Source organism: Chitinolyticbacter meiyuanensis (genome assembly GCF_008033135.1).
Lineage (GTDB): Bacteria > Pseudomonadota > Gammaproteobacteria > Burkholderiales > Chitinibacteraceae > Chitinolyticbacter > Chitinolyticbacter meiyuanensis.
Genome location: NZ_CP041335.1, coordinates 684783 through 705421, shown reverse-complemented (window position 1 = coordinate 705421; position 20639 = coordinate 684783). Strand labels below are relative to the sequence as shown.

Annotated in this window: 23 protein-coding genes and 1 riboswitch; of the genes, 18 read left to right on the top strand and 5 right to left on the bottom strand. The window is 65.9% G+C overall.

From position 1 onward, the window contains the following. Positions 1 to 30 precede the first annotated feature (30 nt). From FLM21_RS03350 to FLM21_RS03330, 5 genes are all read left to right on the top strand, one after another. Entirely contained in the window at positions 31 to 378 is a 348-nt protein-coding gene (locus tag FLM21_RS03350; protein ID WP_187360066.1) for a 2Fe-2S iron-sulfur cluster-binding protein, read from the top strand. A gap of 87 nt (positions 379 to 465) precedes the next feature. Beyond that, entirely contained in the window at positions 466 to 1473 is a 1008-nt protein-coding gene (locus tag FLM21_RS03345) for a sulfate ABC transporter substrate-binding protein (RefSeq protein ID WP_148714209.1), read from the top strand. A 210-nt stretch (positions 1474 to 1683) separates the two neighbouring features. After that, positions 1684 to 2322: a peroxiredoxin gene (locus FLM21_RS03340; protein ID WP_148714208.1), complete on the top strand. Its 639-nt coding sequence runs from the start codon at positions 1684 to 1686 to the stop codon at positions 2320 to 2322. Between the two features lie 90 nt (positions 2323 to 2412). Then, on the top strand, positions 2413 to 3219 hold the full coding sequence (locus FLM21_RS03335; RefSeq protein WP_148714207.1) for an EAL domain-containing protein: 807 nt from the start codon (positions 2413 to 2415) through the stop codon (positions 3217 to 3219). Between the two features lie 28 nt (positions 3220 to 3247). Continuing rightward, the gene (locus FLM21_RS03330) at positions 3248 to 3853 is read left to right on the top strand and encodes an RBBP9/YdeN family alpha/beta hydrolase (RefSeq protein WP_187360065.1); all 606 of its coding nucleotides are present in this window, start codon (positions 3248 to 3250) and stop codon (positions 3851 to 3853) included. 18 nt (positions 3854 to 3871) lie between these two features. Here FLM21_RS03330 and FLM21_RS03325 read toward each other — a convergent pair whose 3' ends face one another. Then, positions 3872 to 5416, bottom strand: coding sequence for a DHA2 family efflux MFS transporter permease subunit (locus tag FLM21_RS03325; RefSeq protein ID WP_148714205.1), 1545 nt, complete (start codon positions 5414 to 5416; stop codon positions 3872 to 3874). Positions 5417 to 5422: 6 nt separating this feature from the next. Beyond that, a complete protein-coding gene (locus FLM21_RS03320) occupies positions 5423 to 5890 on the bottom strand; it encodes a MarR family winged helix-turn-helix transcriptional regulator (protein WP_187360064.1) in 468 nt (155 codons plus the stop codon). A gap of 30 nt (positions 5891 to 5920) precedes the next feature. Between FLM21_RS03320 and FLM21_RS20725 the strand changes: the two genes are divergently transcribed. From FLM21_RS20725 to FLM21_RS03285, 8 genes are all read left to right on the top strand, one after another. Next, positions 5921 to 6058: a hypothetical protein gene (locus FLM21_RS20725; protein ID WP_187360063.1), complete on the top strand. Its 138-nt coding sequence runs from the start codon at positions 5921 to 5923 to the stop codon at positions 6056 to 6058. Between the two features lie 62 nt (positions 6059 to 6120). Then, positions 6121 to 6717: an NADPH-dependent FMN reductase gene (gene ssuE / locus FLM21_RS03315; protein ID WP_148714203.1), complete on the top strand. Its 597-nt coding sequence runs from the start codon at positions 6121 to 6123 to the stop codon at positions 6715 to 6717. Between the two features lie 31 nt (positions 6718 to 6748). After that, positions 6749 to 7678: a sulfonate ABC transporter substrate-binding protein gene (locus FLM21_RS03310; RefSeq protein WP_148714202.1), complete on the top strand. Its 930-nt coding sequence runs from the start codon at positions 6749 to 6751 to the stop codon at positions 7676 to 7678. Between the two features lie 10 nt (positions 7679 to 7688). Continuing rightward, on the top strand, positions 7689 to 8612 hold the full coding sequence (locus FLM21_RS03305; RefSeq protein WP_148714201.1) for a sulfonate ABC transporter substrate-binding protein: 924 nt from the start codon (positions 7689 to 7691) through the stop codon (positions 8610 to 8612). A gap of 229 nt (positions 8613 to 8841) precedes the next feature. Next, complete coding sequence (ssuD, locus tag FLM21_RS03300) at positions 8842 to 9993, top strand: FMNH2-dependent alkanesulfonate monooxygenase (protein WP_148714200.1); 1152 nt, start codon at positions 8842 to 8844, stop codon at positions 9991 to 9993. Between the two features lie 10 nt (positions 9994 to 10003). Further along, a complete protein-coding gene (gene ssuC / locus FLM21_RS03295) occupies positions 10004 to 10777 on the top strand; it encodes an aliphatic sulfonate ABC transporter permease SsuC (protein ID WP_148714199.1) in 774 nt (257 codons plus the stop codon). A gap of 5 nt (positions 10778 to 10782) precedes the next feature. Continuing rightward, positions 10783 to 11592, top strand: a complete 810-nt coding sequence (locus FLM21_RS03290) for an ATP-binding cassette domain-containing protein (RefSeq protein WP_148714198.1) — start codon at positions 10783 to 10785, stop codon at positions 11590 to 11592. Positions 11593 to 11614: 22 nt separating this feature from the next. Next, entirely contained in the window at positions 11615 to 11830 is a 216-nt protein-coding gene (locus FLM21_RS03285; RefSeq protein WP_148714197.1) for a TOBE domain-containing protein, read from the top strand. Between the two features lie 91 nt (positions 11831 to 11921). Here FLM21_RS03285 and FLM21_RS03280 read toward each other — a convergent pair whose 3' ends face one another. Next, a complete protein-coding gene (locus tag FLM21_RS03280; RefSeq protein WP_148714196.1) occupies positions 11922 to 13184 on the bottom strand; it encodes a purine-cytosine permease family protein in 1263 nt (420 codons plus the stop codon). Between the two features lie 48 nt (positions 13185 to 13232). Beyond that, positions 13233 to 13336, bottom strand: a riboswitch (TPP riboswitch). A gap of 180 nt (positions 13337 to 13516) precedes the next feature. Here FLM21_RS03280 and FLM21_RS03275 point away from each other — a divergent pair. The 5 genes from FLM21_RS03275 to FLM21_RS03255 all read left to right on the top strand — a co-directional run bounded on the left by FLM21_RS03275 (position 13517) and on the right by FLM21_RS03255 (position 17972). Further along, on the top strand, positions 13517 to 14521 hold the full coding sequence (locus FLM21_RS03275) for a sulfate ABC transporter substrate-binding protein (RefSeq protein WP_148714195.1): 1005 nt from the start codon (positions 13517 to 13519) through the stop codon (positions 14519 to 14521). Between the two features lie 87 nt (positions 14522 to 14608). Next, positions 14609 to 15442: a sulfate ABC transporter permease subunit CysT gene (gene cysT, locus FLM21_RS03270; protein ID WP_148714194.1), complete on the top strand. Its 834-nt coding sequence runs from the start codon at positions 14609 to 14611 to the stop codon at positions 15440 to 15442. A gap of 1 nt (position 15443) precedes the next feature. Beyond that, positions 15444 to 16325: a sulfate ABC transporter permease subunit CysW gene (gene cysW / locus FLM21_RS03265; protein WP_148714193.1), complete on the top strand. Its 882-nt coding sequence runs from the start codon at positions 15444 to 15446 to the stop codon at positions 16323 to 16325. A 31-nt stretch (positions 16326 to 16356) separates the two neighbouring features. Then, positions 16357 to 17397 carry a sulfate/molybdate ABC transporter ATP-binding protein gene (locus tag FLM21_RS03260; protein ID WP_148714192.1) on the top strand — a complete coding sequence of 347 codons (1041 nt, stop codon included), beginning with the start codon at positions 16357 to 16359 and terminating at the stop codon, positions 17395 to 17397. 230 nt (positions 17398 to 17627) lie between these two features. Further along, complete coding sequence (locus tag FLM21_RS03255; RefSeq protein ID WP_148714191.1) at positions 17628 to 17972, top strand: DUF5684 domain-containing protein; 345 nt, start codon at positions 17628 to 17630, stop codon at positions 17970 to 17972. 55 nt (positions 17973 to 18027) lie between these two features. On the opposite strand, the gene FLM21_RS03250 is transcribed toward FLM21_RS03255, so the two are convergent. Continuing rightward, positions 18028 to 19095 carry a tetratricopeptide repeat protein gene (locus FLM21_RS03250; RefSeq protein ID WP_148714190.1) on the bottom strand — a complete coding sequence of 356 codons (1068 nt, stop codon included), beginning with the start codon at positions 19093 to 19095 and terminating at the stop codon, positions 18028 to 18030. Beyond that, on the bottom strand, positions 19095 to 20582 hold the full coding sequence (locus FLM21_RS03245; RefSeq protein ID WP_187360062.1) for a GGDEF domain-containing protein: 1488 nt from the start codon (positions 20580 to 20582) through the stop codon (positions 19095 to 19097). The genes FLM21_RS03250 and FLM21_RS03245 overlap by 1 nt, the downstream gene beginning before the upstream one ends. Between the last annotated feature and the right edge of the window lie 57 nt (positions 20583 to 20639).

Here is a 20639-nt window from a genome sequence, read left to right as displayed (position 1 = left end):
CCTATGCCAAGCACCCCGTCATGTGCATCCATGATCCACCTTAAATTTGTTCGCGACGGCGAAGAAATCTTACAAACGGACGTGCGCGCCGGCCAGCGACTGATCGATGTGGTGCGCGAGCAAAGCCGTAATGGCCATCTGGACCTGCCTTGGCGTTGCGCCCAGGGCACCTGCGGCACCTGCTTGGTATTCCTTTCCCATGCGGAAATAAATCCTGATGGCATGGTTTTGACGGCGATGGAACGCAACGTCCTGGCGCGACGTGGCGCGCTACCGGTGGATGCACCACTGGTCCAGCCGGATCGCGCGGACACGCCGCGACTGGCCTGCCATGTGACGCTGGACCGCGACACGATCGTTTATTTCCAAAATTCATAAAAAAACAAAATATTGGTATTTCACAGAATATAGGCCGCGCTGCCACACTGGCTCCCGTTCGCATCAAACACCCCAGGGAGCAAAAACATGTCGCTGCGCAAAACCGTCCTCGCCGTCACTCTTGCCTTGACCGCCGCCAGCGGCTGGGCCGCCTCGGTCGAACTCCTGAACGTGTCGTACGATCCGACCCGCGAGCTCTATCAGGATTACAACAAAGCCTTCTCCGCCTACTGGAAGAAGAAGACCGGTGACGACGTCACCGTCCGCCAGTCGCACGGCGGCTCGGGCAAGCAGGCCCGCTCGGTGCTGGATGGTCTGGAAGCCGACGTGGTGACGCTGGCATTGGCCTACGACATCGACGAGCTGAACGAGAAGGGCAAGCTGCTCACGCCCGACTGGCAGAAGAAGCTGCCGGACAACGCCAGCCCCTATACCTCGACCATCGTGTTCCTGGTGCGCAAGGGCAATCCGAAGAACATCAAGGACTGGAACGACCTGATCCGTGCGGACGTGAAGGTGATCACCCCGAACCCGAAGACCAGCGGCGGTGCGCGCTGGAACTACCTGGCGGCGTGGGGCTATGCGCTGAAGCAGCCGGGCGGCAACGACGCCAAGGCGCGTGAGTTCGTGCAGAAGATCTTCAAGAACGTACCGGTCCTGGATACCGGTGCCCGCGGCTCGACGGTGACCTTCACCCAACGCGGCCAGGGCGACGTGCTGCTGGCCTGGGAAAACGAAGCCGTGCTGTCGGTCAAGGAATTCGGTCCGGACAAGTTCGACATCGTTGCACCGTCGCTGTCGATCAAGGCCGAACCGCCGGTCGCCGTGGTCGACAAGGTGGTCGACAAGAAGGGCACCCGCAAGGTGGCCGAGGAATACCTGAAGTACCTGTACTCGCCGGAAGGCCAGGAAATCGCCGCGAAGAACTACTACCGCCCGATCGACAAGGCCATCTATGCCAAGTACGCCAAACAGTTCCCGAACGTGAAGCTGTTCGACATCGACGACCTGTTCGGTGGCTGGGGCAAGGCGCAGAAGACCCACTTCAGTGATGGGGGCGTGTTCGACCAGATCCAGGCCGCCAACGCCAAATAAATCGTATGGATTGCTCATCCCCGGCTGCGTTGTCGGGCGCTCCTCGCGATCCTCATGGACAGCCAGTCCACTCCGGTCGCTGCGGTGCGTCCTCCTAACCGCCGGGGCGAGCAAGCCATCCGATCCCCGGATCGCTCGCTCGATTCGGACCGTTCGCTGACTACCGCTGCGAGTTCACGCGATCGCGGCATCATCCTCAGGAGTATCGACATGACCTTGCGTTTAGGCGACATCGCCCCCGACTTCACCCAGCAATCTTCCGAAGGGGAGATCCGGTTCCACGAGTGGGCCGGCGATCACTGGGTGGTGCTGTTCTCGCACCCGGCCGATTTCACCCCGGTGTGCACCACCGAGCTCGGCAAGACCGCCAAGCTGAAGGACGAATTCGCCAAGCGCAACGTGAAGGCGCTGGCGATCAGCGTCGATCCGGTCGAATCGCACCTGAAGTGGATCGCCGACATCAACGACACGCAAGAGACCACGGTGAACTTCCCCATCCTGGCGGACGCGGACCGCAAGGTGTCGGAACTCTATGACCTGATCCATCCGAACGCCTCGACCACCGCCACCGTGCGCTCGGTGTTCATCATCGATCCGGCCAGGAAGATCCGCCTGACGCTGACCTACCCGGCCAGCACCGGCCGCAACTTCAACGAGATCCTGCGCGTGATCGATTCGCTGCAGCTCACCGAATACCACAAGGTGGCCACGCCCGCCGACTGGGAACACGGCGACGACGTGGTGATCGTGCCCTCGCTCACCGACGAGGCCGAGATCGCCCAGCGCTTCCCCAAGGGCTACCGCGCCGTGCGCCCCTACCTGCGCCTGACGCCGCAACCGAACCTGTAATCGCCTTTCCTCCTGGAGCACGACTCAGGCCAGGCTTGGGGTCCCCGCAACAATGGGCCCTGACCTGGCTTTTTTGTCACCGCCATTGCCATGAACGATACCCTGCGTCCGCCGACCTTCCCGGTCCCGCCCGAAATCCGCCGCGACTGGCCCCGCAGCCAGTTCAGCATCGACGCCATCGAAGGCGTGGTGACCGAGGCACTCGGCATGCGGCTGGCGTCGGCGTTCCAGCCCATCTTCGCGCCGGACGGCCGCACGGTGCTGGGCGAGGAGGCGCTGCTGCGTGCCAGCCTCAGGCGCAAGTCGCTGGCGCCGCCAACCGCGTTCTCCGCCGCGCGCGCGAGCGACGTGCTGGTGGGGTTCGACCGGCTGTGCCGCACGCTGCACCTGATCAATTTCGCCGCCTACGCCCGCCCCAACCGCACGCTGTTCCTCAACGTGCACCCCGAGCTGTTGCCGGCCGTGGAGGCGCATGGCGCCTACTTCGAACGCATTCTGGAAAGCCAGGGCTTCAAGCCTGCCGACGTGGTGCTGGAGCTCCTGGAGAGCGACGTGACCGCGGCCGAGCCCGAGGCGCTGACCCGGGCCGTGGCCAATTTCCGCAGCCGCGGCTATCGCATCGCGCTCGACGATTTCGGCCACGGCCATGCCAATTTCGACCGGCTGTGGGCCACCGCGCCGGACTACGTGAAGCTAGACCGCGAGCTGCTGCGCCTTGCCGGTCGCGACGACAAGGCAGCGCGCGGCTATCGCCAGCTGGTGGCGCTACTGCGCGATACCGGCGCACGCATCGTGGCCGAGGGCGTGGAAACCGCCACTGAGCTCGCCATCGCCCGCGATGCCGGTGTGGACGCGCTGCAGGGCTTTCTGCTGGGCGAGCCCGGCTATCGCCATTGACGGCGGACATCGAACCAGGGAGAGACAGATGGACAGCGTCGAACAATTCATTGCTGAAGGCGGTCGGGTCCTGATCGTGCCGGGCTGGCGCGATTCCGGCCCCACCCACTGGCAAAGCCGCTGGCACCGCCGCTATCCGGGCAGCGAGCGGCTGGTGCAGGCGGACTGGGAGCACCCGCATGCAGCCGACTGGGTGGTGGCGCTGCGACACAAGATCGCCGAATCGACGGCACCGACGCTGCTCATTGCCCACAGCCTCGGTTGCGTCACCGTTGCGCACTGGGCGGCACTCGCCGGCGGCCATCACCCGGTGGTCGCCGCCTTGCTGGTAGCGCCGGCCGATGTGGCGCGGCCGCATGCGCCGGTGGAATTCCGCGGCTTTTTGCCGCTGCCGCATCGCCGGCTCGATTTCCCGTCGGTGCTGATCGCCAGCGACAACGACGAGGCGTGCAGTGCCGAGCGCGCCAGCCAGCTTGCCGATACCTGGGGCAGCCGGCTGGTGATGCTACGCGGCGTTGGCCATATCAACGTCGATTCCGGCCACGGGCCGTGGCCGCTGGGGCGGCAATGGCTGCGCCGGCTGGCACGCGAGCAGTTGCGCGAGGAGCCACTGCCGCTCTCGCTGGCCGCCTAGGCTCCAGCCGGGGCCGGTCTACTCCAGCACCGCGTGCGCCACGGCATCATCCTTGGCCTGCGCCGGCTGCCGGCCAGGCGTACGGATCAGCAGCAGCAACGGCATCGCCGCCAGCGTGACCCACATCATCAGGTGGAAATCGTCGAGGTAGCCGATCATGGCGGCCTGGCGGTCCACCTCGCCATTGAGCAGCGCAACGCCAAGGGGCGTGTGCGGATCGAGCAGTGCCGGCAGCTGCTGTACGGCCGGGTTGGCGGGGTTCACCTGCTCGGCCAGGTGGGCGTGGGCACGGCCGGTGCCCTGGATCAGCAGCGCCTGCACGATGGAGATGCCGACGCTGCTGCCGAGATTGCGCAGCAGGCTGTATATGGGGGTGCCTTCGTTGCGTAGCTGCGCCGGCAGCGTGGCGAAGGTGGCAGTGGACAGCGGCACGAACACGAAGCCGATGCCAAGACCCCGGATGAAGCCGGACCAGACGATGAGGCTCTCGCCCATCTCCAGCGTCATCGTCGACATCTGCCACAGCGAGAACGCGGTCAGCGCAAAGCCCAGCGCCATGATGGCGCGGATGTCGAAGCGATGGATCAGCCGGCCGACCAGCACCATCGCGATCATGGTGCCCACGCCGGACGGTGCGGTGATGAGGCCGGTATCGATCACCGGATAGCCGAGCAGGCCCTGCAGCAGCGAGGGCAGCAAGGCCATCGTCGCGTACAGGATCACGCCGACAATGAAGGCGAACACCAGCCCGGTGACGAAGTTGCGATCGCGCAGCAGCGCGCGGTTGAAGAACGATTGCGCGCCGGCGGTCCAGGTGTGGACCACGAAATAGGCGAAGCACACCAGTGCGCCGACCGCCTCGATGCGGATCTCGGTCGAGGCGAACCAGTCGAGCTGCTCGCCCCGGTCGAGGAACAGCTGCAGGAAGCCGACCGAGAGGCTCAGTGTGGCAAAGCCGAACAGATCGAGCCGGGTGCGCGCCGGGCGGCTGTCCGGCAGATAGCGCCAGATGCCGTAGAAGGCGAAAAGCCCCACCGGCAGGTTGATGTAGAACACCCAGCGCCAGTTGTAGTACTCGGTCAGCCAGCCGCCCAGCATCGGCCCCATGATGGGCCCGACCATGATGCCGGCGCCCCACAACGCCATCGCCTGCCCCACCTTCTCGCGCGGGTTGATGTCCAGCAGCACCGCTTGCGACAGCGGCACCAGTGCGGCGCCGAAGACGCCCTGCAGCAGCCGCGCCAGCACGATCTGCGTCAGCGATTCGGCGAGGCCGCACAGCGCAGACGCCACCGTGAAGCCGACCACCGCAGCCAGGAACACCTGCTTGCGGCCGAAGCGCCCGCATAGCCAGCCGGTCAGCGGCGTGGCAATGGCGGCGGCAACGATGTACGAGGTGAGCACCCAGGTGATCTGGTCCTGCGAGGCCTGCAACGCACCTTGCATGTGCGGCAGCGCCACATTGGCGATGGTGGTGTCCAGCGCCTGCATGATGGTCGCCAGCATGATGGACAGCGTGATCATGCCCTTGTGGGCGACGGTGGGATGCTGCGCGGTGTTCATGGTGCTTCAGTCTTCGTGATCAAGCGGTCCGTCGCGATCGAGCGCGGCAAGGTTGGCGCGGGCGCGGCCCAGCAGATCGAGCAATTGCGCCTGTTCGGCGGCATCAAGGCCGGCCAGTGCCTCCTGCTGCATCGCATCGCCGATTGCCATCGCGCGCTGCAACGCCGCTTCGGCCGGCGGGTTGAGGTAGAGCAGGTTCACCCGCCGATCCGCCGCACTGGGTTCACGCCGCAGCCAGCCGGCCGCTTCCATCCGGTCGGTGATGCGCGCCACCGCCATTGCAGTCAGGTCGAGCCGCTGTGCCAGCTGCGCCTGCGACAGCCCCGGCTCCAGATGCAGCGCCCCCATCACCCGGCATTGCGCCCGCGATACGCCGAGCTGCGCACGGGCAAGCTGATCGAAGCGCCGGCCATAGAGCCGTGCCACGTCGTTGACGATAAAGCCGAAGCGGCGGGAGAAATCCGGTGTTTTCATAGCCGAGATTATTATAAACATGATTATTAAATGCAAGCGCCTCTGGCCGGACATGGTCGTCAAGCAACTGCCGACATCGCCCAAGGAGTTGCGCAAAAATCAGCACTGCGGGTTTCAATAGCGGCAAGTTGTTATATCAATCAAATTACAAAGTATTTTCAGCAATAAAGACGGGTCTTTATATTGGCTCCGGTGATTTCATTGCGCCGTGCGCGCCGGAGTGTATGTCCATGACTCGTGTCGTCCTGCTTGCCGGCAGCCCCAGCCAGCGCTCCCGCTCCAGCACGCTGCTGCATCGCGCCAGTGCCCTGCTCGCCAGCTACGGCGTAGAAACGCAGTCGTTCGCGCTGACCGACTTCCCCAGCGACGACCTGATCTATGCGCGCTGGGACAGCCCAGCGGTGCGCCGCTTCAATGAAACGCTGGCCGCGGCCGACGGCCTCGTCGTCGCCACGCCGGTCTACAAGGCGGCCTACGGCGGTGCGGTCAAGGCCGTGCTCGACCTCCTGCCCGAGCGCGCGCTGGAACAGAAAGCGGCACTGGCGCTGGCCACCGGCGGCAGCCCCGGCCACCTGCTGGCAGTCGACTACGCGCTGCAACCGGTGCTCTCCGCCTTGAAAGCCCGCCACATCGTCGGCGGCGTCTACGCCACCGACCGCGATTTCACGCCGCAGGAAGACGGCAGCTACCAGGTGGGCGAGGACATCGACACCCGGCTGCACCACGCCATCGGCCGCCTGATCGCCCATCTACCGAACCCGGGCAGCGTCGAGCTGCATCCGGAAGCGCTGTCGCGGCAGGTGGCCGCGGCGCGCATCAGCATCTGACCCGCCATACCAAGACCGAGGAGCCCTGCCCATGTTGTCCCGACTGATCAAACCCCTGCTGCTTGCCGCCGCGATCAGCGTTGCCACCGGCGCCGCCGCAGAAGAACTGCGCGTCGGCTTCCAGAAATACGGCACGCTGACCGTGCTCAAGGCACGCGGCACGCTGGAAACCCGCCTGAAGCCGCTGGGCTTCACCGTACGCTGGGTGGAATTCCCCGCCGGCCCGCAATTGCTGGAAGGCCTCAACGTGGGCGCCATCGATTTCGGCACCACCGGCGAAGCGCCGCCCATCTTCGCCCAAGCCGCCGGCGCCAACCTGGTCTATGTCGGCAACGAGCCGCCGGCACCGATCTCCGAAGCCATCGTCATCCCCAAGGATTCGCCGATCAAGTCGGTGAAGGAGCTCAAGGGCAAGAAGGTGGTGCTGAACAAGGGCTCCAACGTGCATTACCTCTTGGTGAAGGCGCTGGAGGAAGCCGGCCTCAAGTGGACCGACATCACCCCCGTCTACCTGCCGCCGGCTGACGCACGCGCCGCGTTCGAGCGCGGTTCGGTCGACGCCTGGGTGATCTGGGACCCGTTCCTCGCCGCCGCCGAGAAGCAGCTGGGTGCCCGCACGCTGCGCGATGGCAAGGGCCTCGTTGCCAACCACCAGTTCTTCCTCGCCGCCCGCCCCTTTGCCGAGAAGAACCCCAAGGTGCTGGCCGCCGTGCTCGACGAGCTCGACAAGACCGACGAGTGGGCCGCAAAGAACCAGGCCGAAGTGGTGAAGGAAATCGCGCCGCTGTTGGGCCTGCCGACCGACATCGTGCAGCTGGCCGTTGCCCGCTACAGCTACGGCGTGGTGCCGGTAACCGCCAAGGTGGCCGACGCCCAGCAGAAGATCGCCGACGTGTTCCATGAGCTCAAGCTGATCCCGAAGCCGATCAAGGTGAAGGACGCGCTGGTCTCGCAGAAATAAGGATCACGCCATGAAGCGCCTCCTCGCTCCCTTGCTGGCCGTCGCGCTCGTCGCTGCCAGTGCCCATGCCACCGAAGTACGCATCGGCTACCAGAAAAGCTCGCTCAACCTGATCGTGCTGAAAAGCCGGGGCATCCTGGAAAAGCGACTGGCCGAGGGCGGCCACACGGTGAAGTGGCACGAGTTCGCCGCCGGCCCGCAATTGCTGGAGGCGCTGGCCGCCGGTTCGGTCGACGTGGGCATGACCGGCGATACCCCGCCGATCTTCGCCCAGTCCGCCGGCTCGCCACTGGTCTACGTCGGCTTCGAGCCGCCCAAGCCACAGGCCTCGGCCATCCTGGTGCCGAGCGATTCGCCGATCAAGAAGCTCGCCGAGCTCAAGGGCAAGCGTGTGGCACTGCAAAAGGGATCGAGCGCGCATTACCTCTTGGTGCGTGCGCTCGACAAGGCCGGTCTCAAGTGGGAAGACATCCAGCCCGCCTACCTGACCCCGGCCGAGGCGCGCGCCGCGTTCGAGCGCGGCTCGATTGACGCCTGGGCGATCTGGGATCCGTTCTACGCCGCCGCCGAGAAAACGGTGAAGCCACGCGTGCTGACCACGGGCGAAGGCCTGTCGGCCAACCAGTCGTTCTATCTCGCCGCGCGACCGTTCGCGAGCAAGGAAACCAAGTTGCTGCAGATCGTGTTCGACGCGCTGACCGACAACGACGACTTCCTGGAAAAGCAGCCGGCCGAGGCGGCGCAGGTGCTGTCCCGCTCCGTCGGCCTTGATGTGCCCACCTTCGAACGGGTGATCGAGCGCCGCCCCAGCTTCAAGGTCACCTGGCTCACGCCGCAGGTGGTGGCCGAACAACAACGCATCGCCGACCGCTTCGCCGAGCTCAAGCTCATCCCGAAGCCGGTCGCCGTGAAGGACATCGTCTGGCAACCGTGATCCGCTCCGCTTCCCCCGGCGACTTATCGCTAGCAAGCGGATCACCTCAAAGCGAACCACATCAATAGCCACACGCAAAACCCAGCGCAGCGGTGCTGGCAAGGCGTACGAAGCGTCCTGTATTGCGATAAACCGGACTTCCTTCGGTCGTAGACAGTACAAGTCGTACGGCAAGCGAGTACAACGCCGCCAGCTTCGGTTTTGTGTATGGCGAACAAGGATAACGATCATGAAACTGTTCTGGTTCCTCCCCACCCACGGCGACGGCCGCTACCTCGGTACCCAGCATGGTGCCCGCACCGTCGATCACCGCTATCTCGCGCAGATCGCCCAGGCAGCCGACCGCCTTGGTTTCGAGGGCGTGCTGATTCCCACCGGCCGCTCTTGCGAGGATTCCTGGGTAGTGGCCGCCTCGCTCGCGCCGTTGACCGAACGGCTGAAGTTCCTGGTGGCGATCCGCCCCGGCATCATTTCGCCCACGGTCTCGGCCCGCCAGGCCGCCACGCTCGATCGCATCTCGAACGGCCGCCTGCTAATCAACGTGGTGACCGGCGGCGACCCGGACGAGCAGCACGGCGACGGCAGCTTCCTCACCCACGCCGAGCGCTATGAAGTGACCGACGAGTTCCTGCGCATCTGGCGCGGCGTGCTCTCCGGTGAGGCTGTCGATTTCGAAGGCAAGCACCTCACGGTGAAGAACGCCAAGACGCTGTTCCCGCCGGTGCAGCAGCCATATCCGCCACTGTGGTTTGGCGGTTCGTCCGAGCCTGCCAAGGCGCTGGCTGCCGAGCAGGTCGACGTCTACCTCACCTGGGGCGAGCCACCGGCCGCTGTCGCCGAGAAGATCCGCGAAGTGCGCGAACTCGCCGCGGCGCAGGGCCGCACGGTGAAGTTCGGCATCCGCCTGCACATCATCGTGCGCGAAACCAGCGAGGAAGCGTGGAAGGCGGCCGACGCGCTGATCCAGTACGTAACCGACGACACCATCGCCGCCGCGCAGAAGGCCTTCGCACGCTTCGATTCGGAAGGCCAGCGCCGCATGGCCGAGCTGCACGGCGGCCGCCGTGACCAACTCGAAATCCACCCCAACCTGTGGGCTGGCGTCGGCTTGGTGCGCGGTGGCGCGGGCACGGCCCTGGTCGGCAGCGCCGAGGAAGTGGCGGCGCTGGTAAAGGAATACCACGCGCTCGGCATCGAGACCTTCATTCTCTCGGGCTACCCGCACCTGGAGGAATCGTATCGCGTGGCCGAGCTGCTGTTCCCGCTGCTGCCGCTCGATCATGTGCCGCCGCCGCAGAAGCAGAACCTGACCGGCCCGTTCGGCGAGGTGATCGCCAACGATATCGTGCCGGCTGCGCGCCAACCCGCGCCGGTTGCTTGAGGGCAGTGTGATGAGCATTGCCAACACCCTCTACAAGCGACTGGCGCCTTGGGCGGTGCCCGTGCTGCTGATCGCCGGCTGGCAGTGGGCGGCCGTGGCCGGCCTGATCGGCAGCCGCATCCTGCCGCCGCCGTTCGACGTGCTGAAGGCCGGCGTGACGCTCGCACAATCGGGCGAGCTGTGGACCCATCTCAAGATCAGCTTCTGGCGCGCCACCATCGGCTTTGCCATCGGCGGGGGCCTTGGGCTGCTGCTGGGGCTGATCACCGGCCTGTCGCGCCGTGGCGAGCTACTGCTCGATACCAGCGTGCAGATGATCCGCAACATCCCGCCGCTGGCGCTGATCCCGCTGGTGATCCTGTGGTTCGGCATCGACGAGGGCGCCAAGCTGTTCCTGGTCGCCTTCGGCACGCTGTTCCCGGTCTACATCAACACCTATCACGGCATCAAATCAGTGGACACTGGCCTCGTCGAAATGGCCAGGAGCTATGGCGTGAAAGGCTGGCCACTGTTCCGCGACGTGATCCTGCCGGGTGCGCTGCCCAGCATCCTCGTCGGCGTGCGCTTCGCCATCGGCTTTGCCTGGATCCTGCTGATCGTGGCCGAGACCATTTCGGCGAGTTCCGGCATCGGCTACCTCGCGATGAATGCACGCGAATTCCTGCAGACCGACATCGTGGTGCTCGCCATCCTGCTGTACGCGCTGCTCGGCAAGGCCAGCGATGTGCTGGCCCGCCAGCTGGAACGCGTCTGGCTGCGCTGGCACCCGGCCTACCAAGGATGAACGCCATGACCCAGACCACGCTTCAACCCGGCCTTGGCGTCGCGCTCGCCATCCGTGGGCTCGCGCGCCGCTTCGGCACGCAGACCGTGCTGCACGACCTCGATCTCGACATCGCTGCCGGTGAGTTCGTCGCCATCGTCGGCCGCTCCGGCTGCGGCAAATCGACGCTGCTGCGGCTGATCGCCCAGCTCGACACCGCCAGTGGCGGCGTCATCCACGCCGATGGCGCACCGCTGGCCCGCTCCGGCATCGATACCCGGCTGATGTTCCAGGATGCACGGCTGCTACCGTGGAAGACGGTGCTGGCCAACGTCGGCCTTGGCCTTACCGGCAACTGGCAGGCCAAGGCACGCGACGCGCTGGCCGAAGTCGGCCTCGCCGAGCACGCCGACAAGTGGCCGAGCCAGCTTTCCGGCGGCCAGCGGCAACGCGTGGCGCTGGCGCGCGCGCTGATCCACCAGCCACAGCTATTGCTGCTCGACGAGCCGCTGGGCGCGCTCGATGCCCTGACCCGCATCGAGATGCAGCAGCTGATCGAACGCATCTGGCAGCACCACCGCTTCACCGTGCTGCTGGTGACGCACGACGTGCAGGAGGCCGTTGCCCTCGCCGACCGGGTGATCCTGATCGAGCAGGGTCGCATCGGTCTCGATACCCCCGTGGCGCTGTCGCGCCCGCGCACCCGTGGCGCCGCCACCTTTGCCACATTGGAAGAAAGCATCCTCAACCGCGTGCTGCAGCAACCCGAAGGCCAGCCTGCCGCCGCACCCGTCGAACCTGCCATCGCCCCCGGCGCTCTGCGCTGGGCGCTCTGACCTCACCACCAGGAGCAACACCATGAGCATCAAGTCGATCAACGTACGCAACCAGTTCCGCGGCACCATCCAGGAAATCATCGAAGGCCCGGTGGTCTCCGAAGTCGATGTGGCCACGCCCGCCGGCATCGTCACCTCGGTGATCACCACGCGCTCGGTCAAGGAGCTCGATCTGAAGCCGGGCAGCGAGGTGATCGCCTTCGTCAAATCGACCGAAGTCTCGATCGCCACGCTATAGTTTGCTCGCCACCAAACAAAGAACCCGGACACATCCGGGTTCTTTGTTAGCCGCTGCACCGATCACTCGGCGGGCGGGTGAGAACCGGTCGCTACGCCGGTTGCAGCCGGCGTGCTGCCACGCCGGACAAGGCCAGCTGCAGGCAGAACGCCGTGGCCAGTGACGGCAACGAGGCGCCGATGTCGCCGGCGGCGCGGCTCACCAGCTGGTACACCGCAATGCCGGCCAGCCAGGCAATCAGTGCCGGCCATGCCACGGCGCGGCCATCCGGCTGCTTGGCATGCAGGCCGTGGTGCGCGATCACCACGCCGAACAGTGGCACGAACACCGAACCGATCATCAGCAGGAACCCTTCGTAGTCGTGGATCGGCACGAAGCAGGCGAGCGCCGTGGCCAGTACCGCCAGCACCGGGCCCAGCCGGCGCAGGGGAAGCCATGGCGCAAGGCTGTGCGTGGACACGGAGCCCGAATACAGGTCGCCATAGGCATTGTCGATTTCGTCGCACAGCACCAGCGCCAGCGCGATGGCGCCGCCGCTGGCGAGCAGGATGGTCGCCATCATCTCGCCGCCCGGATGCAGCATGGCGATCAGCACGCCGAGCGACAGGCACCAGGTGTTGGCCAGCAGATAACCGACAGCAATGCCGCCGGCCGCGCCGCGACTGCTCTTGCCGTAGCGGCTGTAGTCGGCCACCAGCGGCAGCCAGCTGATTGGCATCGCAATCGCCAGATCGACCGCCGCGCCAAAGCCCATGACACCGGTGCCGGCGCGCGCGAACAGCACGTCCCAGCCGGTACGCGATGCTTCACCGAGGAACTGCCAGGTGAGCCAGCCCAGCGCCAGCACCATCAAGGGCAGGCCGATGTGGCGCACCAGCTTGCGCACCACGCCAACCATGGAGAGGGAAAGCAGCGCAAACAGGATGGCGCCGACGAACACCGTGGTCGCCAGCGGCGCCGTCACGCCCCATTGCTGTTTGGCGATGGCGCCGATGCCATCGCGCAGCACCACGATCTCGAATACCGCCCAGCCCATCAGCTGCAACACATTGGCCGACACCGGCAGCGCCGCCAGCTTGCTGCCGAGCGCGCCATGGATCAGCCCGGCGCTCGCCAGGCCCGATTGCGCGCCCAGCCGGCCCACCCACGCCAGCAGCGCCACCCCCACCAGCGAGCCCAGCGCGATGGCGGACAGCGCCTCGGCAAACGACAGCGCCGGCACGAGGAAGGTGCCGAGCTGGATCACCAAGAGGCCGACGCCGAGGCTGCCCCACAACGTGAGATGATCTAGGAAGCCGAAGCGGCGCTCGGCGGCAGGAATCGCGCTGAGCGCGGAATTGACGGGTTGGGACATGGCCTATCCAAGCAGGATGCAAAACGGATCGGCCAGGAAGAGGTGTTCAACGACGCACACGGGCTTCCCTACGCTGGCACGACCCAGATCAGGTTCAACGGGTCGGCGCCCTGCGCCTCTCAGCCGCGACTGCGGCCCCCCGAGCGGGATGAACCTTGGCATGCATGGCAAGGCCGGTCAAGCCGCAGCGCGCCTGAATTTGCTGACCGTCAAAGTCAGTCTGTAGCGACGGCCAGCCTTATTCCGCTGCGCCATACACATCGAATTTTATAGTCTTTGGCGAGATATCAAGCGCGGCGATAATCGGCAGGTCCTACTTTCCGGAACCCATCATGATCAAGCGTGCCTCCGCCCTGCTCGTCGCCCTTGCGCTCGTCGCCCAACCGGCCCTCGCCGACGTGACGTTGCTCAACGTTTCTTACGACGTGATGCGCGACTTCTACAAGGACTACAACCCGGTCTTCGCCAAATATTACGAAGCCAAGTTCAAGGACAAGGTCACCATCCAGCAATCGCACGGTGGCTCGTCCAAGCAGGCGCGCTCGGTGATCGACGGGCTGGAAGCGGACGTGGTGACGATGAACCAGAGCCTCGATATCGACGCCATCGTCGACAAGGGCAAGCAGGTGAACGCGGGCTGGGAGAAGAAGCTGCCGAACGAGGCCTCGCCGTTCTCCAGCCTGCAGGTGCTGATCGTGCGCAAGGGCAACCCCAAGGCTATCCGCGACTGGAACGACCTGGTGAAGCCGGGTGTACAGATCATCGTGCCCAACCCCAAGACCAGCGGCAACGGTCGCTACACCTACCTCGCGGCCTGGGGCTATGCCGCCAAGCTGCCGGGCGGCAACGATGCCAAGGCGCGCGATTTCGTGACCGCACTGTTCAAGAACGTGCCGGTGCTCGATTCGGGTGGCCGTGCCGCCACCACCACCTTCATGCAGCGCCAGATCGGCGATGTGCTGATCACCTTCGAGAACGAGGCCGAGATGATCGCCCGCGAATTCGGCCGTGGCGGCTTCGAGGTGGTCTACCCGTCGATCTCGATCGATGCCGACCTGCCGGTGGCCGTGGTCGACAAGGTGGTCGACAAGAAGGGTACCCGCAAGGCGGCTGAGGAATACCTGAAGTACCTGTGGAGCCCGGAAGGCCAGACCGTGGCCGCGCAGAACTACCTGCGCCCGCGTGATGCAGGCGTTGCCGCCAAGTTCGCCAAGCAGTTCCCAGCCGTGAAGCTCTTCACCGTCGCCGACTTCGGTGGTTGGGCCAAGGCCCAGAAGACTCACTTCGACGACGGCGGCATCTACGACCAGATCGCGGCCAAGGTCGCCGGCAAGTAAGCCTACCGGGCAAGGCGCGAGCCCCCACTCGCGCCGCCCTGCTTCACACCGCATTCATAACGACAAGCTTTTCCGCCTGGAGTCCCCATGGCTTTCAAACAACACAGCGTGCTGCCGGGCTTTGGCCTGTCACTGGGCTACACGCTGCTCTATCTCTCCATCATCGTGCTGTTGCCCTTGACGGCGCTGGTGGTCAAGTCCTCGGATTTGACCTGGACGGCGTTCTGGGCAGCGGTGGCCGATCCACGGGTGGTCGCCACCTACAAGGTGACCTTCGGCGCCTCCGCGATTGCCGCCACGCTCAACCTGTTCGCCGGCCTGCTGCTGGCCTGGGTGCTGGTGCGCTATCCCTTCCCCGGCAAGCGGCTGATCGATGCGCTGGTCGACCTGCCGTTCGCGTTGCCCACCGCCGTGGCCGGCATCGCGCTCGCCACGCTGTATGCCCCCAATGGCTGGCTCGGCCAATACCTCGATCCGCTCGGCATCAAGGTGGCGTTCACGCCGCTGGGTATCGTGGTGGCGCTGACCTTCGTCACGCTGCCCTTCGTGGTACGCACGGTGCAGCCGGTGCTGGAAGATCTGGAGCACGAGCTGGAGGAAGCCGCGGCCAGCCTCGGTGCCACCCGCTGGCAGATCTTCTGGAAGGTGATCCTGCCGATGCTGCTGCCGGCGCTGCTCACCGGCTTCGCGCTGGCCTTCGCCCGTGCCGTCGGCGAATACGGCTCGGTGATCTTCATCGCCGGCAACATGCCCTTCGTATCCGAGATCACGCCGCTGATGATCATCTCCAAACTGGAGCAGTACGACTACCTGGGCGCCACCGCCATCGCCGTGGTGATGCTGGTGGTGTCGTTCGCGCTGCTGTTCATCATCAACGGCCTGCAGTGGTGGTCGGCCAAGCGCCTGGGCAGGAGGAAATAACATGGCTGGTGCCATCAACAATACCCCGCGCTCCATCGTGACCACCGAGTCACGACCGGTGCGCTATCTCCTGACCGGCCTCGCACTGCTGTTCGTCGGCCTGTTCCTGGTGATCCCGCTGGTGTCGGTGTTCGTCGAAGCACTGCGCCAGGGCTGGAATCTCTACCTGGCGGCCCTCGTCGAGCCCGATGCCCTGTCCGCGATCAAGCTCACGTTGCTGGTCGCCGTGATCGCCGTGCCGCTGAATCTGGTGTTCGGCGTGGCCGCCGCCTGGGCCATCGCCAAATTCGAGTTCCGCGGCAAGAGCCTGTTGATCACGCTGATCGACCTGCCGTTCTCGGTCTCCCCGGTGGTCGCCGGCCTGATCTACGTGCTGCTGTTTGGCGCGCAGGGCTGGTGGGGGCCGTGGCTGTCCGACCACAACGTGAAGGTCATCTTCGCCGTGCCCGGCATCGTGCTCGCCACCGTGTTCGTTACCTTCCCCTTCGTCGCTCGCGAGCTGATCCCGCTGATGGAAGCGCAAGGCAGCGACGAGGAACAGGCCGCCATGGTGCTCGGCGCCTCGGGCTGGCAGACGTTCTGGCGGGTGACGCTGCCCAACATCAAGTGGGGCCTGCTCTACGGCGTGATCCTCGCCAACGCCCGCGCCATGGGCGAGTTCGGCGCGGTGTCGGTGGTGTCCGGCCATATCCGCGGCCTGACCAACACGGTGCCGCTGCACGTCGAGATTCTTTACAACGAATACAACTTCGTCGGCGCCTTCGCCTGCGCGTCCGTCCTCGCCCTGTTGGCGCTGGTGACGCTGGTGGCCAAGAGCTATGTGGAATGGCGCAGCGCGCGCCTCGCCCTCGAAGACCAGCGCAATGCCCTGAGCGATCAATGAGCGTACGCGCCCCTTATCGGACAAAAAGATCATGAGCATCGAAATCAAGAACATCAGCAAGCGCTTCGGCCAGTTCCAGGCGCTGAACGACATCAACCTCGACATCCGAAGCGGCGAACTCCTGGCCCTGCTCGGCCCCTCCGGCTGCGGCAAGACCACGCTGTTGCGCGTGATCGCCGGGCTGGAAACGCCGGATGCCGGCCAGATCCTGTTCCACGGCGAGGACGCCACCGACACTCACGTGCGCGAGCGCCAGGTCGGCTTCGTGTTCCAGCACTACGCGCTGTTCCGCCATATGACCGTGTTCGAGAACGTGGCCTTCGGCCTGCGCGTGCGGCCGAAGAAGACCCGGCCAAGCGAGGAAGCGATCAAGAAAAAGGTGCACGAGCTCCTGGATCTGGTGCAGCTCGACTGGCTGGCCGACCGCTATCCGGCCCAGCTCTCCGGTGGCCAGCGCCAGCGCATCGCCCTGGCCCGCGCGCTGGCAGTGGAGCCGCGCGTGCTGCTGCTCGATGAGCCCTTTGGCGCACTCGACACCAAGGTGCGCAAGGAGCTGCGCCGCTGGTTGCGCCGGCTGCACGACGAGATGCACATCACCTCGGTGTTCGTCACCCACGACCAGGAAGAGGCGCTGGAAGTGGCCGACCGGGTGGTAGTGATGAACAAGGGCCAGATCGAGCAATCGGGTACGCCAGCGGAAGTCTACGACGCACCGGCCTCGCCCTTCGTCTACCAGTTCCTTGGCGACGTGAACCTGTTCCATTCCCGCGTGCACGATGGCTGGGCCGAAGTCGGCGGCACCCGCTTCGCCGCGCCCGAAGCCGGCGACAAGGCGGTGATCTATGTGCGCCCCCACGAAATCGATCTTGCCCGCAGCGCCAGCAGCGATGCGCTCGCCGGCGTCGTCACCCATGTGCGCCTGTTGGGTGCGACGGTGCGACTGGAAGTGAAGACCGATGCGCACGAGGCGCTGGAAGTGGAACTCACCCGCGAGCGCTACCAGGGCGAGCGCTGGGCGGTGGGCGACGCTGTCTGGCTGACTCCACGCGAGGCCCGCGTCTACGGCGCGTAAGCCCCAGCCGCTCGCCATGCCAAGCAGCCCGACCCCACGCCGGGCTGCTTGCTTCTGACGCACCGCCATCCGCTGTTGCAGCGCTGCTGCACGCCGATGGCATTATTTTGCTTTCTGGTAACTTTCCTGCAATATCCCCTTGCTTGCCCGAGCACGAAAATACACTTTCCGCCGGGCAGCCGGGACGCCCCAGGCGCCCGCAGACCAATACATGATCAGGGAGCAGGAAAATGGCGGGATTGCTGGGCATGTTGTTCACGCTGGCGTTTGTGGCGTTCTATTTCGTCGCGATGTGGAAAATCTTCACCAAGGCCGGCCAGCCGGGCTGGGGCTCGCTGGTGCCGATCTACAACCTCTACCTGATGGTGAAGATCGCCAAGCGCCCGGACTGGTGGATCATCCTGGCGCTGATCCCCATCCTCAACCTGATCACCATCGTGCTGATCTTCGATATCGCCAAGCACTTCGGCCGCGGTGTCGGTTTCGCACTGGGCATGTTGTTTCTGCCCTTCATCTTCTTCCCGATCCTGGCCTTCGGCGAAGCGCAGTACGACGCAACGCCGCTCGCAGCCTGAATCAGCGCACTGATGAAAAAGCCCGCGTCCGCGGGCTTTTTTCGTTGGCAGGGCTTCATGCGCCCAGCCGCAATCGCGTCTGCTCGATGCGGGTCTGCAGCATGGCGCGGCGCAGCCGCTCGGCCACCGCCGCACCAGTGCGCAGCGACATCGCGCTGCCATCGTCCGGGCAGGCCAACGCAGCCAGATGCTTGTAGGCCGCGAGCGCGGCCCGGTGATCGTTGCGCCGCAGCGCCAAGTCGGCCAGCAGGTCCGCCGCGTCGCGCTGCACCGTGGTCATCCCGGCATCGCCGGCCAGCTGCATCGCCTCCTGCAATGCGGCCTCAGCCTCGTCGTGCTGATCGAGCCGCAACAGCGTGCGGCCCAGCGCCAGCAGCACATGGGCCAACCCCCAACGGTTCTGGTTCAGCCTATGGATGGCAAGCGCGCCCTCCAGCGCCGTGCGCGCGGCCGGGTAATCACCGCGCGCATAGTGGATCAGGCCGTGGTAGCTGCGCACCTCGGCCTCCCACACCTGGTTGCGCACCGCGCCGCGCAGCAGGCCGCCAGCCTCCTTCAGTGCCGCCAGTGCACGGTCGTACACCTGCTGGCGATACGCGTCGCCAGCGATATTGATCAGCACTTCGCAACTGAGGTACGGATCGCCCTGCGGCTCGGCGAGCTTGAGCGCGAACTCGTGATAGGCCAGCGCGGTGGCATAGTCCTCGATCGCGTAATACACCTTGCCGACGCCCAAGTAGACGCGGGCGCCGTTCTCGATGTCGTGCATCGCATGCACCCGCGACAGGCTGTCCAGCCACACACTGAGTGCGCGCTGGTAGGCGCCGGCCACGTAATACGCATGCCCGAGCTGCAGCTGGGCCTCGATCATGTCGCGGTCGTGCCGCGCCTCGTCGAACAGCGGGATCGCCGCGCGGAACGCGGCCTGTGCCCGTGGCAAGGCGCCGACATGCTGGTGCGCATGCCCCAGCGTGACATAGACGCGGGCGATGGTCACCGCATCGCCCAGCCGCTTGGCGCGCGCCAGCCAGTCGGCCATTACTTCGGGCCGCTCAGGCGAGCCATTGCGCGCTGCCGCAGCCAACGGTTCGAACTCCGCAAGGAACTGTTCGGGGGTCTGCATCAGAAGCCGGACTCCACCGACACGCGGTTGCGGCCGTTGCGCTTGGCCATGTAGAGCGCGAGGTCCGCGCGCGAGAACAGGATGTCGGCGCTGTCGCCCGGTCCCAGCTCGGCGCAGCCCACGCTCACCGTTACCGTCAGGCCCGGCTCCAGCGTCGACCACTGGAAATGCTCCACCCGCTCGCGCAGCCGCTCGGCCGCCTCGCGCGCCCGGGCAAGGTCGGCACCGGGCAGCAGCAGCGCGAACTCCTCGCCGCCATAGCGCGCCAGCAGGTCGACGCTGCGGCGCTCGTCGCGGAACAGCGTGGCGCCGGCGCGCAGCACCATATCGCCCACGGCGTGCGAGTAACGATCATTCACCTGCTTGAAATGGTCAAAATCGATCAACAGCAGCGACAGCGACTGCTGGCGGTTTTCCGCTTCCGCCAGCAGCTCGGGCAGCCGCTCGTTCAGCGCACGGCGGTTGTAGACGCCGGTAAGCGCATCGCGATACGCAGCCTCCTGCAGCTCGCGCATGCGCACGCGGCCGGCATCGCTTTCCTCGCGCAGCTGCCACAGTTCGATCTCGGAGGTAAGCAGCTTGAGCCGCATCTCGATATGCGCCAGCCGCTGGTTCGATACCGCACTGCGGCGGCGCTGGCCGGCGATGCGCAGCTGGCGCTGGTAATACTCGGCATAGTGGCGCGTCGCCGCGACGTAATCGCCCCGCCCCTCGTAGAGGCCGGACAGCGCAAGGTGGGCATCGCGTCCCGGTTGCGGCGCGCTGAGCTGCTCGGACAAGCGCAGCGCCGCGAGCAGCGCCTGCTCGGCCGGCACGTCCTCACCGGCGGCCAGCGCCAGCCGGCCCAGCGCCAGCTGGCATTGCGCTTGGCCGGCCGTGCTGCGCGCCTCGACCTGCAGCGCCAGCGCCGATTCGACATGGCGACGGGCGGCAGCGAGGTCACCGGTGGCTTCAGCCAGCGTGCCATAGAGCTGCTGCAGCCGGGCCCGCAGGCCGGGCTGGTCGGCGACCAGCGCATCACGGGCCACGTCGAGCGCGGCGCGGGCAAGGTCAGGGTCACCCAATGCGATCAGTGCGGCGGCCAGGTCGATATGCGCGCGCATCGCCGCTGGCGTGCCCTGCGCCAGGCTACAGGCGAGCTCGATGCATTCGTAGCCATGCGCGGCATCGTCGTGTTCCAGGTAGAGCTCGCCGAGCGACAACCAGCCCTCGATGCAGGCATCGCGATCCTGCTCGGCCAGCGCCAGCTCCAGTGCGCGGGCCCAGTGGGCGATTGCCTCGTTCCACGCCCCCAGCACCGCATGGGCGCGGCCGATCAACAGCAGCGTGCGCATGCCACTGGCGGCGTCGCGGCGGCGGGCAGCACTCAGCAAGCGACGCAGGGTCGGCAACGCCGACGCAGCCTGGCCCTTGGCGACCAATGCCGCCGCCTGTGCCAGCTGCGCATCGAGCGAGGTGTCGGCCGACGCCAGGCGCGGGCGTGGCACGTCCTCGGGCGACGATGACGGGTCAGATGGGGATGATGGAAGCTGAAACCGGGAAGT

What these genes read in the sequence shown, in the direction of transcription:
- FLM21_RS03285 (WP_148714197.1), top strand. Translation starts at nt 11,615, where the DNA reads ATGAGCATCAAGTCGATCAACGTACGCAACCAGTTCCGCGGCACCATC.
- FLM21_RS03335 (WP_148714207.1), top strand. Translation starts at nt 2,413, where the DNA reads ATGAACGATACCCTGCGTCCGCCGACCTTCCCGGTCCCGCCCGAAATC.
- FLM21_RS03345 (WP_148714209.1), top strand. Translation starts at nt 466, where the DNA reads ATGTCGCTGCGCAAAACCGTCCTCGCCGTCACTCTTGCCTTGACCGCC.
- cysW (WP_148714193.1), top strand. Translation starts at nt 15,444, where the DNA reads ATGGCTGGTGCCATCAACAATACCCCGCGCTCCATCGTGACCACCGAG.
- FLM21_RS03350 (WP_187360066.1), top strand. Translation starts at nt 31, where the DNA reads ATGATCCACCTTAAATTTGTTCGCGACGGCGAAGAAATCTTACAAACG.
- FLM21_RS03290 (WP_148714198.1), top strand. Translation starts at nt 10,783, where the DNA reads ATGACCCAGACCACGCTTCAACCCGGCCTTGGCGTCGCGCTCGCCATC.
- FLM21_RS03250 (WP_148714190.1), bottom strand. Translation starts at nt 19,095, where the DNA reads ATGCAGACCCCCGAACAGTTCCTTGCGGAGTTCGAACCGTTGGCTGCG.
- FLM21_RS03275 (WP_148714195.1), top strand. Translation starts at nt 13,517, where the DNA reads ATGATCAAGCGTGCCTCCGCCCTGCTCGTCGCCCTTGCGCTCGTCGCC.
- FLM21_RS20725 (WP_187360063.1), top strand. Translation starts at nt 5,921, where the DNA reads ATGCAAGCGCCTCTGGCCGGACATGGTCGTCAAGCAACTGCCGACATC.
- FLM21_RS03280 (WP_148714196.1), bottom strand. Translation starts at nt 13,184, where the DNA reads ATGTCCCAACCCGTCAATTCCGCGCTCAGCGCGATTCCTGCCGCCGAG.
- FLM21_RS03310 (WP_148714202.1), top strand. Translation starts at nt 6,749, where the DNA reads ATGTTGTCCCGACTGATCAAACCCCTGCTGCTTGCCGCCGCGATCAGC.
- ssuD (WP_148714200.1), top strand. Translation starts at nt 8,842, where the DNA reads ATGAAACTGTTCTGGTTCCTCCCCACCCACGGCGACGGCCGCTACCTC.
- FLM21_RS03325 (WP_148714205.1), bottom strand. Translation starts at nt 5,416, where the DNA reads ATGAACACCGCGCAGCATCCCACCGTCGCCCACAAGGGCATGATCACG.
- FLM21_RS03320 (WP_187360064.1), bottom strand. Translation starts at nt 5,890, where the DNA reads ATGAAAACACCGGATTTCTCCCGCCGCTTCGGCTTTATCGTCAACGAC.
- FLM21_RS03340 (WP_148714208.1), top strand. Translation starts at nt 1,684, where the DNA reads ATGACCTTGCGTTTAGGCGACATCGCCCCCGACTTCACCCAGCAATCT.
- FLM21_RS03255 (WP_148714191.1), top strand. Translation starts at nt 17,628, where the DNA reads ATGGCGGGATTGCTGGGCATGTTGTTCACGCTGGCGTTTGTGGCGTTC.
- cysT (WP_148714194.1), top strand. Translation starts at nt 14,609, where the DNA reads ATGGCTTTCAAACAACACAGCGTGCTGCCGGGCTTTGGCCTGTCACTG.
- ssuE (WP_148714203.1), top strand. Translation starts at nt 6,121, where the DNA reads ATGACTCGTGTCGTCCTGCTTGCCGGCAGCCCCAGCCAGCGCTCCCGC.
- ssuC (WP_148714199.1), top strand. Translation starts at nt 10,004, where the DNA reads ATGAGCATTGCCAACACCCTCTACAAGCGACTGGCGCCTTGGGCGGTG.
- FLM21_RS03330 (WP_187360065.1), top strand. Translation starts at nt 3,248, where the DNA reads ATGGACAGCGTCGAACAATTCATTGCTGAAGGCGGTCGGGTCCTGATC.
- FLM21_RS03305 (WP_148714201.1), top strand. Translation starts at nt 7,689, where the DNA reads ATGAAGCGCCTCCTCGCTCCCTTGCTGGCCGTCGCGCTCGTCGCTGCC.
- FLM21_RS03260 (WP_148714192.1), top strand. Translation starts at nt 16,357, where the DNA reads ATGAGCATCGAAATCAAGAACATCAGCAAGCGCTTCGGCCAGTTCCAG.